Genomic DNA, 12954 nt, shown 5'->3' on the forward strand with positions numbered 1-12954 from the left:
CGTGGGCGCTGTGGGCGCTGTGAGCGCTGTGAGCGCCGTGGCGCCGTTAATGCCATAAGCGCCGTGCTGCCGGCCGTCGGCCGCCGTGCCGCCGACGACCGGCACCGCGGCCGGCCGGGGTCAGCCGAAGATGTCGGGGAACCCGGGGATGTCCCAGCCGCCGCCCGGCTTGCCGCCGCCGTGGCCGCCGCCGTGGCCGCCGCCGTGACCTTGGCCGCCCCCGCCCCCGCCGCCCCCGCCGGGCCGCGGCCGGCCGCCGCCGTTCTTGCCGTCGCCCTTGTTCTTGCCGTCGTCGCCGATCGGGACGGTGGGCAGCGACGGGGCGGGCTTGCCCGACAGCGCGCCCGACATCGCCTCGCGCCAGATCGGGCCGGGGGTGTCCGCGCCGTACACCTTGTCGTGGAAGGTGCCGCCGATGGTGATGTCGAACATCTGGCGCTTGTGGGCCGGGTCGCCGACCCAGACCGCGCCGGCCATGTTCGGGGTGTAGCCGGTGAACCAGGCGGCGTACCGGCTGTCGGTGGTGCCGGTCTTGCCCGCGCTGTCCCGGCCCTGTAGCCCGGCCTGCTTGCCCGTGCCGTCCTCGACCACGCCCTTGAGCAGCGTGTTGATGGTCTTGGCGGTCTGCTGCGACATCGCGCGCCGGCAGCTGGTCTTCGGTACGGTCAGCGCCTTGCCGGTGGTGTCCGTGATCGACTCGATGGCGACCGGCGTGCAGGCGATGCCTTCGTTGGCGAAGGTGGCGTACGCGTTGGCCATGGTCAGCGGGGACACCTCGGGGGAGCCGAGCGCGATGGCGGGCTTCTGCTCCACCGGCTTTCCGTCGGCCCGCTGGATGCCCATCTTGGCGGCCATCTTGGTCGCGGGGCAGATGCCGATGTCGCTGATCAGCTGTACGAAGTAGGTGTTGACCGACTTCGCGGTCGCCTCCTTCATGCTGTACGGGCCGACCTCCGAGGTGTTCTCGTTCTGGACCGGGGCGCTGCCCGTCCACTGGCCCGTACAGGTGGAGATCGGGCTCGGGTAGGGCATCTTGTACGGCGACGAGTACGACTGCTCCGGGCTCTTGCCCGCCTCCAGGGCCGCCGCTGCGATCACCGGCTTGAACGTCGAGCCGGGCTGGTAGCCGGCGCCGCCGCCCATCTTCTGGTCGACGGACAGGTTCATCTGGGTCTGGTGGGTGCCGAAGCCGTACGGCCGCGACTGGCCCATGCCGAGGATCTTGCCGGTGCCGGGCTGGACGATGGTGGCCGCCGCGGCGACCGGGTCGTTGTCGTAGACCCGGCCGGTGACGGCCGACTGGATCGACTGCTGGGTCTGCGGGTCGAGCGTCGTACGGATCGTCAGGCCGCCCTGGTTCCAGCGCTTTCCGCGTTCCTTCCTGGTCTTGCCGAACGCCGGGTCGTTCAGCAGCACCTCGCGGACGTAGTCACAGAAGAAGCCGGCGCCCGAACCCGCGGTGATGCAGCCGTTCTTGGGGCGGCTGACCTTGAGCTTGATCGGCTTCTTGGCGGCGGCGTCGGCCTGGGCCTGTGTGACGGCCTTCGTGTCGGCCATCCGCTGGAGCACGATGTTGCGGCGCCGCATCGCCTCGTTGGGGTCGTTGACCGGGTCGTACCGGCTAGGCGACTGCACGATGCCCGCCAGCAGCGCGGACTCGTCCAGCGTCAGGTCCTTGGCGTGCTTGCTGAAGTAGCGCTGGGAGGCCGCTTCGACCCCGTACGCCTGCTGCCCGAAGAAGGTGATGTTCAGGTAGTTCTGCAGGATCTTCTGCTTGCCCAGCTCCTCTTCGACCTGGATCGCGTATTTCAGCTCCTTGACCTTGCGGCCGATGGTCTGCTGGGTGGCCTGCGCGACCTTGTCGGGGTCGTCGCCGGCCTCCTCGATGAAGACGTTCTTCACGTACTGCTGCGTCAGCGTCGAGGCGCCCTCGGATACGCCGCCGGACTGCGCGTTCTTGTTCAGCGCGCGCAGGATGCCTTTCAGGTCGATCGCGCCGTGCTGGTAGAAGCGCGCGTCCTCGATGGCGACGATCGCCTTCTGGATGTACGGCGACATCTCCTTGAGGTCGACCACGGTGCGGTCGCGCGAGTAGACCTTGGCGATCTCGCCGCCGTTCGCGTCGAGGATGGTGGTCCGCTGGCTGAGCGGCGGAGTCTTGAGGTTGGCGGGGATCTCGTCGAAGCCCTCGACCGATCCCTTGGCCGCGAGGCCCAGCGCGCCGGCGGCAGGGAGGGCCAGGCCCGCCAGCACCGCTCCGGCGAGGACGCTGACGCCCAGGAATTTAGCGGCCTGCTGGGTCTTGGTCAGACCCCCGCCGTCGCGCTTCTTACCCATAAGGGCACCCTAATCCCTAGGAGGCGGGGTTCAGGAGGAGCGGAGCCCCCTCAGGCCGTTCGCGTACCGGACCGTGACATTGGGGGGCGGTGGGCGGGGCGGCCGGTGATCTCGACTTCACGAGGTGGGGACGTTCTCAATCGCCGGACAGGCGGGCATCTGTTCGCTTAATCTGATTCCGTCCGGTCCGGGAAGGCAGATCGTGCCGGCCCGTCAACCCCGCAATCCCCCGCGGACCGTGTCCCTTACGCCCGGATGTGTCGCCCGAATCCCGCTGTGGCATTGGTGAAGTGCCCCACACTGCCGGGAAGGTGACGTATGCCGTCGGCTCACTCCGTTGGGTGATCTGCCGCGTACGCATAGTCCGTTCGGGCCATCCAAGATTGGACCCGAAGGGGGTGTTGCGCCCTGCCTGCCTTCCGTAACGTCCTCAACTGGCAACGGTGAATATGCCGCTTGCCGCCGTGGGGGAGCCTCGATTCGGGAGAGGACGGCGCCAGCATGAGCTGGGTAACCGACTGGAGTACACAGGCAGCCTGCCGCACCACCGATCCGGACGAGCTGTTCGTTCAGGGGGCGGCCCAGAACCGCGCCAAGGCGGTCTGCACCGGATGCCCGGTGCGGACGGAGTGCCTGGCCGACGCCCTGGACAACCGCGTGGAGTTCGGTGTCTGGGGCGGCATGACCGAGCGCGAGCGGAGGGCGCTGCTGCGCCGCCGCCCGACCGTCACCTCGTGGCGCCGGCTGTTGGAGACGGCGCGTACGGAATACGAGCGCAGCACGGGCATCCTGCCCGTGGACTGTGAGGACGACGAGACGTACGAGAACACCTACGACAATGCGTACGGCGACCGCTACGACGGCACCTACGACAACTACGCCGCCGTCGGATAGACGGCGGTGGCCGTAGGCCGTACGCCGACCGGTCCAGTGTCGGTCGTGCGGTGCGTGGTGCCCGGGTAGCTGTGCGGTGTGACGGGCAGGGCCGTTGTGACGGCGCTGTTATGTCGGTGCCGTTGTGTCGGGCAGGGCGGCAGGGCCCGTTGTGGCGGTCAGGCATGCCCAGGTCGTGCCCAGGGCCGTAGGCGCCCGTATGCGGCCGGATTCGGGCAGGGTGGCCGGTGGGTCGGTCAGCCATGCCCCGGTTGGCCCTGTGACCGGTGCTGTGGATGAAGCATGCCGCAACGTACCGGGGTTGGAGAGCCGTGGGCGGCCGTCCGAGGGGCGGTGCCAGTCCTAGGCGGTGTGGCCGTCGGCGTGGTGGGCGTCGTCGTGCTGCTTTACGGCGTGCTGCTGAACCGCGCGCTGCTGTACCGCGAGGCGGTCGCCGATTGCGCGCAGTCCTGCCAGGTCGTGGACGTCACCGGGCATCGCGGCGATCTCCGCCACCGGTACCTCGGGATGCAGCGCGGTGAAGCGGTCGCGGGTGCGCCGCTCGCGTGCGAGCACCTGCATGCGTTCGGCGTGCAACCGCAGCAGTCCGGCGGCGAGGCGGGCCGCCGAGGGAGTGTCGTCCGTTGGGGGTGAGGCCGCCGCGGCGGGGGAGTGGCCGTCGGCGGTACGAGAATCAGCCTTCCCGCCCTCTAGATCCACAATGCCGTCGCCACCAAGATTTTCGCACTGGTCGTCCTCGGCGGCGGCCCGGTCCGCGAGGGCCTCGGCTGCGGCCAGCGCCCGTTCGGCGCTGAGCTGCGCGGCGCCGCTGCCGTGCACCCGGTTCAGGACGAGCCCGGCCAGCGGCATCCGCTCGGCGGCCAGCCGCTCGACGAAGTACGCCGCCTCGCGCAGCGCGTCCCGCTCCGGCGCCGCCACCACGAGGAACGCGGTGCCGGGCGCCTGGAGCAGCCGGTACGTCGCGTCCGCGCGCGTACGGAAGCCGCCGAACATGGTGTCCATGGCGGCCGCGAACGTCTGTACGTCGCGGAGGAGCTGGCCGCCCATGATCTTGCTGAGCGTGCCGGTCATCATCGACATGCCGACATTGAGGAACTTCATGCCGGCCCGCCCGCCGGCCTTCGCCGGCGCCATGAGTATCCGGATGAACTTGCCGTCCAGGAACGACCCGAGGCGCTTGGGCGCGTCCAGGAAGTCGAGCGCGGAGCGGCTGGGCGGTGTGTCGACGATGATCAGGTCCCACGCGTCGCGGGTGCGCAGCTGGCCCAGCTTCTCCATGGCCATGTACTCCTGCGTGCCCGCGAAGCCGGCCGACAGGGACTGGTAGAAGGGGTTCTCCAGGATCGCGCGGGCCCGTTCGGCGTCCGCGTGCGCCTCGACGATCTCGTCGAAGGTGCGCTTCATGTCCAGCATCATGGCGTGCAGCTCGCCGCCCGCGCTCTCGTCGACGCCCTTGACCCGGCGGGGGACGTTGTCCAGCTCCGAGATGCCCATCGACTGCGCCAGCCGGCGGGCCGGGTCGATGGTCAGCACGACGGCCTTGCGGCCGCGCTCGGCGGCGCGTACGCCGAGGGCCGCGGCGGTCGTGGTCTTGCCGACGCCGCCGGAGCCGCAGCACACCACGATGCGGGTGTGCGGGTCGTCCAGCAGCGCATCGACTTCGAGAGGGGCGGCGGGCGAGTCCAGCGCGCCGTGCCCGGGGGCGTGCGGCGCGGTGCGCCGGGCCTGCGTGGCGCTCTCGTCCGGGGTGCTCGCTTCCTCGGTCATATGGGCCCCTGTTTCCGCAGGTCTCTCGCCAGCCGGTACAGCCCGGCGAGGTCCACTCCCTCGGGGAGCAGCTCCAGCTCGTAGGTGGGCAGGCCGAGGCCCGCCAGCTCGGCGTGCTCGGTGCGCTCCAGGTCGACGCGCTGCGCGTGCTCGCGGGCCTCTTCGAGGAGCGGGTCGATGAGCCCGTCCGCCCACGTCACGCCGGCCGCGCCACGGCGGCCTCCGCTCAGCCCGGCGCCGGCCAGCGCCTCGGCGATGCCGCGGCGCGCCCCGTTGGCGGCGATGTCGACCTCGCCGGTGTCCAGCACCTCGGGCCGGGTCATGTTGATCACGACGCCGCCCACGGGCAGTCCGGCCGCGCGCAGCTCCGCGACGCCGTCCACGGTTTCCTGTACGGGCATCTCCTCCAGGAGCGTGACCAGGTGGACCGCGGTCTCCGGGGATTTCAGGACGCGCATCACGGCCTGTGCCTGGTTGTGGATCGGGCCGATCTTGGCCAGGCCCGCGACCTCGTCGTTGACGTTCAGGAAGCGGGTGATGCGGCCGGTGGGCGGGGCGTCCATGACGACCGCGTCGTACACGTACCGGCCGCGCTTGTCCTTGCGGCGCACCGCCTCGCACGCCTTGCCCGTCAGGAGGACGTCCCGCAGGCCGGGCGCGATGGTGGTGGCGAAGTCGATGGCGCCGAGTTTTTTCAGGGCCCGGCCGGCGCCGCCGAGTTTGTAGAACATCTGGAGGTAGTCCAGGAGGGCCCGCTCGGCGTCGATGGCGAGTGCGTGCACCTCGCCCGCCCGCCGCGCGCCGCCGCTCCCGGCGGAATCGCCGCGTGGCGCACCTCTGGGGTCGGGCCCCGGCGCCACCGCGATCTTGCGCTCCTCGTAGGGAAGCGCTTCGGTTTCGAATACCTGGGCAATGCCCTGCCGGCCCTCGACCTCGACCAGGAGGGTACGGCGTCCCTCGGTGGCCAGGGCGAGGGCGAGGGCAGCGGCGACCGTGGTCTTGCCGGTACCGCCCTTGCCACTGACGACATGGAGCCTGCTCACGCCAAGGAGCCTAACCAGTCCGGGGGCGGGCTACGCACGGGACCGGCGACGGGTTGTGCGCCGGGGGCGCGGAAGGGGTGCGGTGCGCGGTGGGCGCGGTGCCGCGCCGGGCCGGCGGAAGGCCCGCAACCCGCCGTGCGACCGGGCCGGCGGAAGGTCCGGAACCCACCGTGCGGACGGGCCGGCGGAAGGTCCGGAACCCGCCGTGCGGACGGGTCGCCCCGCCGCGTCCGCGCACCGTGGGGACAGGCATTACGCTCGCCCCATGACCAAGTGGGAATACGTGACCGTGCCGCTGCTCGTGCACGCGACGAAGCAGATTCTGGACACCTGGGGCGAGGACGGCTGGGAGCTGGTCCAGGTCGTGCCGGGCCCGAACAACCCCGAGCAGCTGGTGGCCTACCTGAAGCGGGAGAAGCAGGCATGAGCGCGGTGGAGGACAGGCTCGCCGAGCTGGGCCTGAAGCTGCCGCAGGTCGTGCCGCCGCTGGCGTCGTACCAGCCCGCGGTGCGCTCGGGCGCGTACGTCCACACCTCCGGCCAGCTGCCGATGGTGGACGGCGCGCTGCCGGCCACCGGCAAGGTGGGCGCCGAGGTCAGCCCCGAGCAGGCCAAGGAGCTGGCCGCGACCTGCGCGCTGAACGCGCTGGCCGCCGTGAAGTCCGTGATCGGCGACCTCGACAAGATCGTGCGGGTCGTGAAGGTCGTCGGCTTCGTCGCCTCGGACCCCGCCTTCACCGGCCAGCCCGGCGTCGTCAACGGCGCCAGCGAGCTGCTGGGCGAGGTGCTGGGCGACAAGGGCGTGCACGCCCGCTCCGCCGTGGGCGTGGCCGTGCTGCCGATCGACGCGCCGGTCGAGGTCGAGATGCAGGTCGAGGTCGCGGACTGACGTCACGTGACCGCGTACGACGTCGCGGGGCGGGCCGGGGGAACCGGCCCGCCCCGCGCCCGTATGCGCCGTACGCCGGCCCGGCGGCCGCCGTCGGGGCGCGCTCCGGCCTCCGGCGCCCTCTCGAACATCCGGCCGCAAACGCATAGCATCCGGCCATGTCGTCGACCCCCAATGGCCAGTGGTATCCGCCGGAATGGCCGGACCGCATCCGGGCCCTCGCGCACGGCGAGCTGACTCCGGCGGCGCCCCGCCGGGCCGCGACCGTCCTGCTGCTGCGGGACACCGGCGCGGGCGGCCCCGCCGTTCACATGCTGCGCAGACGCACCTCCATGGCCTTCGCCGGCGGCGCCTACGCCTACCCCGGCGGTTCCGTCGACCCGCGCGACGAGCGGCCGGTGGCCTGGGCCGGGCCCTCGCGTGCCGAGTGGGCCGCCCGCCTCGGCTTCGGCGCGGGGGACGAGGCGGCTGCGCAGGCCGTCGTCTGCGCGGCCGTCCGGGAGACCTTCGAGGAGGCGGGCGTGCTGCTCGCCGGGTCCTCCGCCGGGACCGTGGTCGCGGACACCACCGGCGACGACTGGGAGGCGGACCGCGCGGCGCTGGTCGCCCGCGAGCTGTCCTTCGCGGACTTCCTGGACCGCCGCGGCCTCGTGCTGCGCAGCGACCTCCTGGGGGCGTGGGCCCGCTGGATCACCCCCGAGTTCGAGCCGCGCCGCTACGACACCTGGTTCTTCGTGGCCGCGCTGCCCGAGGGCCAGCGCACCCGGAACGCCTCTACGGAAGCGGACCGTACGGTGTGGATACGCCCCGCCGAGGCCGCCGCCGGCTACGACCGCGGCGAGCTGCTGATGATGCCGCCGACGATTTCGACGCTGCGCGGCCTGGAGCCGTACGGGACGGCCGCCGAGGCCCTCGCCGCGGCCGGCGGGCAGGATCTGGCGCCGGTCCTCGCGCGGGCGGAGATCCGGGACGGCGAGATCGTGCTGAGCTGGCCGGGGCACGAGGAGTTCACCAAGCGCATCGGCGCCGGGCCGCGGTCCGCCCCGGCCGCCACCGCCCCGTCCACGACCTCCGGAGAGCCCACCGCATGACGTACGCAGCCGCCCTTCCCGGCCAGCCCCGAGGCGGGGACATCGCCGGGCCCGCCACCGACCGCGCCCGGTGCGTGCTCGCCCCGAACCCGTCCCCGATGACCCTGGACGGCACCAACACCTGGATCGTCGCCGAGCCGGACTCCGGCCTCGCGGTCGTCATCGACCCGGGCCCGCTGGACGAGACCCACCTCAAGGCCGTCGTCGACGCCGTGGAACAGGCCGGGAAGCGGGTCGCGCTGACCCTCCTGACGCACGGTCACCCGGACCACTCCGAGGGCGCCGGGCGGTTCGCCGAGCTGACGGGCTCGCCCGTACGGGCCCTGGACCCGGCGCTGCGCCTGGGCGACGAGGGGCTGGCGGCGGGCGACGTGATCACCACGGGCGGCCTGGAGCTGCGGGTCGTGCCGACCCCGGGGCACACCGCCGACTCGCTCTCCTTCCACCTGCCGGCCGACGCCGCCGTGCTGACCGGCGACACGATCCTGGGCCGCGGCACCACCGTCGTCGCGCACCCGGACGGCCGGCTCGGCGACTACCTGGACTCGCTGCGGCGGCTGCGGTCCCTGGCGGTGGACGACGGCGTCACGACCGTGCTGCCGGGCCACGGGCCCGTACTGAACGACGCACAGGGCGCCGTGGAGTTCTACCTCGCGCACCGCGCCAACCGGCTGGCGCAGGTCGAGACGGCGGTGGAGGCGGGGCACCGGACGCCGTCGGAGGTCGTCGCGAGCGTGTACGCGGACGTGGACCGCACGCTGTGGCCCGCTGCCGAACTGTCCGTACGGGCGCAGCTGGACTACCTGGGGGAGCACGGGCTGATCTGAGGGGCGCTCACCCGGCAGGCGCCGGACCGCTCACTTCGACCGCTCACCCCGACCGCTCGCCGGGCTTGCGCTTGCGGTGCGGCATCAGGGGCTCCTGGGTGCGCAGTTCGCTGGCGCGCGGCGCCGGGAGCGGGGCGTCCATGAGGGCGATGACCTCGGCGAGCGAGGTGGTTTGCGGGTCGGCGCCGCCCTGCTCGGCGAGGAACTGCACCGCGTCCTGCCACCCCTGCGCGTAGCCCGATTCGTGTGCCCGGTCGAGCTCGTCGTGCCGGTAGACGCCCAGCTCGCCGCTGGTCGCCGCGCGGCCCATCTCCAGCAGCAGGTCCGCCAGTTCACGGGAGCCGAGCGTGACGGTCCGGGCGGAGTCCCGGTCGCCCTGCACCGGGGCGTCGCGGACGTCTCCGGGGCGCCGGTGTTCGGCTGTCCCGTCGTCATGGCCCATCTGTGTCCCCCTGATCCTTCCTCAGCCGGCACCCGCCGCCCGGCGTTGCCGCGGGCTGCTCACCTCCGACGGCAGAAACGGTGCTGCCACCTGGACGAAGAGTGCCCGCCGGTCTTCCGGGACCTCCAGAAGTTCGGCTGCTTCCTCCAGGGTGATGGCGCGGGTCCGGTCCGTGCCGCGGGGAGAGTACGCCACGGGCAGTGGCAGGTCCTCCTCGGTCAGTTTCCCCGATCGGATCAGTACGTCCCGTACGGGCACCTCCAGCGCACGGGCCAGGCCGCGCATCGTCGCGAGGTCGGGCATGCTCTGCCGCTGGAGCAGCCGGGTGACCGCGGCGCGGTGCACCCCCGCATCGTCGGCGATCTTGGACCGTCCGCCGCCGCGCGGATGGTCGATGTCGTAGCCCCGGGACCTCATCAGGTCCTCCATCCAGGCTGCGAAGTCCTCCAGTTCGTCCTTCATGGGCAGTCCGCTCCCTCCATCCGCGCGACAGCCTAACGCGCGTGCGCGAGCGAAATGCCGCGGGTCCGGTGGCCATAGAGGAGTGGGAAGAACGCGTCGTGTAGGGGATGTGAAGGGTGTGTGAGTTGCGTGCGTGCGCGCAACGTGGCAAGATTCTTAGAGCCTCGAAAAGGCGTTCGAATATTCTCCCCCACGGTCCCCCCACTCCGTCCGGTCACCTCTCATCGGAGTGCACATGACGCAGCAGACCCCGCTCATACCGCGGCCGGCCCCCGAATTCCCGGACTGGCGGGAGCGTGCCCGCTGTGCGGACCTTCCGGTCGCCGCGGTCTTCTCCCGTACGGTCACCGAGGCCCGTCCCGTGTTGCGTGCGTGCAACGCCTGTCCTGTCATCGAAACCTGTCTGCGTACCGTGGACCCCGCGAACACCTGGTTCGACGGCGTCTGCGGCGGACGGCTCTGGAGCAACGGCCGAGAGGTCCCTCTGTCATGAACCTGATCATCGAAGCCGCGGCGGCCGCGGCACCGACCGGCACCGCGACCCGCACCCGCGCCCTGCTCGGCATGCTGAGCCGCCAATTCTCCGAGCTGGTCACCGAACTCGTCCCCGGCCGGCCCGGCTCCCGCCCCTCCTACGTCCTGGACGAAGCGGCCCTGGAACGGCAGGCCGACGAAGCGCGCGCCGACCGCGCCGCCGCCCGCTGGAACGAGCGCAACGGGATCGCCCCGCTCGGCGGCGGCGCGGCACCGCTGCGCCTGGAGGTCTCCGACGCGCTGCGCGACATCACCGACGGCGTCGTCGAACTGGAGGAGGCGGTCTGCGACCGCCTCCGGGAGGGGCGGCCGCGCAAGGCGGACGTACCGGCGCGGCTGCGCCGCATCGCCGAACTGCTCGACCGCGCCGCCGCCGACCCGGTGCTCGCCGCACACGTACTGGCCGAGGCCCGGCGGATGGTGCGGCGCTGCGGCCGCGCGCTCGGCGAGGTCGAACCGCTGGTGCGGGTGGACGGCCGCTGCCCGTGGTGCGACTCGGTGTCGCTGCGCGCCTTTCCCGTACGCGGCGCGGTGCTCTGCATCAACCCGGCCTGCCGCTGTACGGACGAGGACTGCGGCTGCACGGACAGCCCCGCCTACCGGCACACCTGGCCGGAGGCGCGGTGGGCCGAACTCGGCGGCACCGGCGGCCCCGGCGGGCCGCGGCGCACGGCGAACGGGGCGGCCCTGTGATCGCGGGGCTGCTGACCGGCGCGCTGGCCGCGGCGGAGGTCGGCGTCAGCGCCGCCACCATCCGCAAATGGGTCCAGCAGGGCCACCTGGCCGCGGTCGGGCGGCAGGGGAGGGCGCTGCTCTTCCGGCTGGAGGACGTCTTCGCCGCCGAGCGGGCCACCCGCCGCAGAAGCGAGCTGTGACCGGTAGCGGCAGGTTCTAAAGAGAAGGCCCGGCGTATGAGCCCCGCCTCACCAGATGCTGGTGAGGCGGGGCTCTTTCGTTGCGCGTACGGGGCCCGGCGCGGGCCTTGGTTGCGCGCTCGCGCGCTGTCGTTCACACTTGGAGCAGCGGCGGAGCTGTGCCCGACTACCCGGGACGGCCCGCCGTTTCGCATGTCCGCGGCGCGCCGCCCGTACGTACTCCTTCCTCCATCCGCCCGTACGGGCACCGCGCACGCACCTCTTCCTCCGCCAAGGAGCCGTCGACAAGGAGACCGCATGTGAGTGATGCCCTGATCGCCTTCCCCGACGTGGAACGCCTGGTCGTGGACCACCTCAAGAACCGCCCCGAGCTGGCCGGCACGGTGGTCGACAACCGGCCGCCCGCCGGCTTCGACGGCACGGCCAAGGCCGTGCTGGTCTCCCGGACCGGCGGTGCCTGGGTGGACGACCAGCGGCTCGACCAGCCGCTGGTCGACCTGGAGGTCTACGGACCCGACAAGACGGCGGCGCACACGGTGGCGCTGGCCGCCCGCGCCGCGCTCTTCACGGCCCGCGGGACCACCTACGGCAGCGCGTACGTCACCGACGTCGTCGAGGCCGACGGCCCGCGCTGGCTGCCCGACTACAACCGCCCGGCCGGCAACCGCTACCTGTCCACGGTGCGCCTGCTGATCCGCGCGAACTGACCGCTCCACCCGCGGCCGTGCCGCCCACCGGGGCGCGCCGCTCCCCATACGGGCCCCGTCGAGACCGGCGGGGCCTTCGTCATACCCACCACACACAGGAGTTCCCATGGCAGGCAACAACGGTTCCGAGATCCGCGTCGCCGGAACGGGCAAGATCCTCGTCGCCAAGGCGGGCACGGCCATCCCGGCCGACACCGCCGCCCCCTGGTCCGCCGAGTGGGCCGACCTCGGTTACACCACGACCGACGGCATCAAGTTCAACAAGAAGGACAAGATCGACCCGGTCGACACCTGGCAGTCGGTGAGCCCGGCGCGGTTCATCTACTCCGACCGCGACCTGACCGTGAAGTTCCAGCTGCTCCAGCTCAACAAGGACACGCTGCCCTTCTTCATGGGCGGCGACGCGGTCACCGCGGTCGGCACCCCGGCCAACGGGCAGTTCAAGTACGAGCTGGCCAGCAACCCGAAGAAGGACGAGCGGGCGCTGGCCATCGAGTTCTCGGACGGCGGTGAGGCCACGTACCGCTTCATCATGCAGCGCGGCCAGGTCACCGAGACCGAGGAGATGGCCCTGACCCGCACCGGGGCGGTCAAGCTCGGCGTCACCTTCACCGCGCTGGCCGTGGACGACACCAAGCCGCTGGCGACCATCCTGATGAAGGACAAGGCCTACGGAGCCCCGGCCGCCTGATCCGGCCGCCGGGTACGGGCGGCGGCCGGACGCCGCCGCCCGTACCCGCTCCGGCACCCACCCGCACACCCCACTCTTGAAGGAGCCCTTCCGCATGGCCGGATTCAACGTCAACGCGGCCCGCGCCCAGCGCCTCGAAGCGCTCGGCACGGCCTGGTCCTTCCAGCTGGACGACGAGGTCTTCGAGCTGCCGACCGAGTTGCCCCGCGACACCGCCCGCGCGCTGCGCGCCCTGGACGACAACGACGTCGACGGGCTGCTGCGCATCCTGCTGGGCCAGGCGCAGTTCGAGCGCTTCGACCGCCACGAGGCGACGATGCAGGACATCGCCGCGATCCTGGAGGCGTACGGCACCGAGACCGGGCTCGGCCTGGGGGAAGGCTGAGCCTCGACGCG

Annotated in this window: 16 protein-coding genes; 11 read left to right on the forward strand and 5 right to left on the reverse strand. The window is 72.2% G+C overall.

Annotated elements, in window-relative coordinates; translation table 11 throughout:
- Nucleotides 1-120: 120 nt before the first annotated feature.
- Entirely contained in the window at nt 121-2337 is a 2217-nt protein-coding gene (locus ACH4OW_RS22630) for a transglycosylase domain-containing protein (RefSeq protein WP_398029795.1), read from the reverse strand.
- A 501-nt stretch (nt 2338-2838) separates the two neighbouring features.
- Between ACH4OW_RS22630 and ACH4OW_RS22635 the strand changes: the two genes are divergently transcribed.
- Nucleotides 2839-3231: a WhiB family transcriptional regulator gene (locus ACH4OW_RS22635; RefSeq protein ID WP_360139955.1), complete on the forward strand. Its 393-nt coding sequence runs from the start codon at nt 2839-2841 to the stop codon at nt 3229-3231.
- Between the two features lie 342 nt (nt 3232-3573).
- Here the strand turns inward: ACH4OW_RS22635 and ACH4OW_RS22640 are convergent, their stop codons facing one another.
- Together ACH4OW_RS22640 and ACH4OW_RS22645 are read right to left on the reverse strand one after the other, a co-directional pair.
- Nucleotides 3574-4998 (reverse strand): ArsA family ATPase, encoded by a 1425-nt coding sequence (locus ACH4OW_RS22640; protein ID WP_398029796.1) that lies wholly within the window; start codon nt 4996-4998, stop codon nt 3574-3576.
- On the reverse strand, nt 4995-6041 hold the full coding sequence (locus tag ACH4OW_RS22645; RefSeq protein ID WP_360139949.1) for an ArsA-related P-loop ATPase: 1047 nt from the start codon (nt 6039-6041) through the stop codon (nt 4995-4997). Before ACH4OW_RS22645 ends, ACH4OW_RS22640 begins: the two co-directional genes overlap by 4 nt.
- 265 nt (nt 6042-6306) lie before the next feature.
- Between ACH4OW_RS22645 and ACH4OW_RS22650 the strand changes: the two genes are divergently transcribed.
- The 4 genes from ACH4OW_RS22650 (at nt 6307) to ACH4OW_RS22665 (ending at nt 8847) form a co-directional block, all read left to right on the forward strand.
- On the forward strand, nt 6307-6468 hold the full coding sequence (locus ACH4OW_RS22650; protein WP_003981536.1) for a DUF4177 domain-containing protein: 162 nt from the start codon (nt 6307-6309) through the stop codon (nt 6466-6468).
- On the forward strand, nt 6465-6929 hold the full coding sequence (locus tag ACH4OW_RS22655; protein WP_360139946.1) for a RidA family protein: 465 nt from the start codon (nt 6465-6467) through the stop codon (nt 6927-6929). The genes ACH4OW_RS22650 and ACH4OW_RS22655 overlap by 4 nt, the downstream gene beginning before the upstream one ends.
- Nucleotides 6930-7087: 158 nt before the next feature.
- Complete coding sequence (locus tag ACH4OW_RS22660; protein WP_398029797.1) at nt 7088-8020, forward strand: NUDIX hydrolase; 933 nt, start codon at nt 7088-7090, stop codon at nt 8018-8020.
- On the forward strand, nt 8017-8847 hold the full coding sequence (locus ACH4OW_RS22665; RefSeq protein ID WP_360130875.1) for an MBL fold metallo-hydrolase: 831 nt from the start codon (nt 8017-8019) through the stop codon (nt 8845-8847). Before ACH4OW_RS22660 ends, ACH4OW_RS22665 begins: the two co-directional genes overlap by 4 nt.
- 43 nt (nt 8848-8890) lie before the next feature.
- Here the strand turns inward: ACH4OW_RS22665 and ACH4OW_RS22670 are convergent, their stop codons facing one another.
- Both ACH4OW_RS22670 and ACH4OW_RS22675 read right to left on the reverse strand, forming a co-directional pair.
- On the reverse strand, nt 8891-9289 hold the full coding sequence (locus ACH4OW_RS22670; protein WP_398029798.1) for a hypothetical protein: 399 nt from the start codon (nt 9287-9289) through the stop codon (nt 8891-8893).
- Nucleotides 9290-9310: 21 nt separating this feature from the next.
- Complete coding sequence (locus ACH4OW_RS22675; protein ID WP_360130869.1) at nt 9311-9751, reverse strand: helix-turn-helix transcriptional regulator; 441 nt, start codon at nt 9749-9751, stop codon at nt 9311-9313.
- A gap of 235 nt (nt 9752-9986) precedes the next feature.
- Between ACH4OW_RS22675 and ACH4OW_RS22680 the strand changes: the two genes are divergently transcribed.
- The 6 genes from ACH4OW_RS22680 to ACH4OW_RS22705 all read left to right on the forward strand — a co-directional run bounded on the left by ACH4OW_RS22680 (nt 9987) and on the right by ACH4OW_RS22705 (nt 12943).
- Nucleotides 9987-10244: a WhiB family transcriptional regulator gene (locus ACH4OW_RS22680; protein ID WP_398029799.1), complete on the forward strand. Its 258-nt coding sequence runs from the start codon at nt 9987-9989 to the stop codon at nt 10242-10244.
- Entirely contained in the window at nt 10241-10978 is a 738-nt protein-coding gene (locus tag ACH4OW_RS22685) for a hypothetical protein (protein WP_398029800.1), read from the forward strand. The genes ACH4OW_RS22680 and ACH4OW_RS22685 overlap by 4 nt, the downstream gene beginning before the upstream one ends.
- Nucleotides 10978-11160 (forward strand): helix-turn-helix domain-containing protein, encoded by a 183-nt coding sequence (locus ACH4OW_RS22690; RefSeq protein ID WP_360130992.1) that lies wholly within the window; start codon nt 10978-10980, stop codon nt 11158-11160. The genes ACH4OW_RS22685 and ACH4OW_RS22690 overlap by 1 nt, the downstream gene beginning before the upstream one ends.
- Nucleotides 11161-11459: 299 nt before the next feature.
- Nucleotides 11460-11867 (forward strand): hypothetical protein, encoded by a 408-nt coding sequence (locus tag ACH4OW_RS22695; protein ID WP_360130861.1) that lies wholly within the window; start codon nt 11460-11462, stop codon nt 11865-11867.
- Between the two features lie 106 nt (nt 11868-11973).
- Nucleotides 11974-12558, forward strand: a complete 585-nt coding sequence (locus tag ACH4OW_RS22700) for a phage tail protein (RefSeq protein WP_398029801.1) — start codon at nt 11974-11976, stop codon at nt 12556-12558.
- A 94-nt stretch (nt 12559-12652) separates the two neighbouring features.
- Nucleotides 12653-12943: a hypothetical protein gene (locus tag ACH4OW_RS22705; protein ID WP_360130855.1), complete on the forward strand. Its 291-nt coding sequence runs from the start codon at nt 12653-12655 to the stop codon at nt 12941-12943.
- Nucleotides 12944-12954 lie beyond the last annotated feature (11 nt).

The sequence above is a fragment of the Streptomyces sp. NPDC017056 genome, assembly GCF_044332485.1.
Lineage (GTDB): Bacteria > Actinomycetota > Actinomycetes > Streptomycetales > Streptomycetaceae > Streptomyces.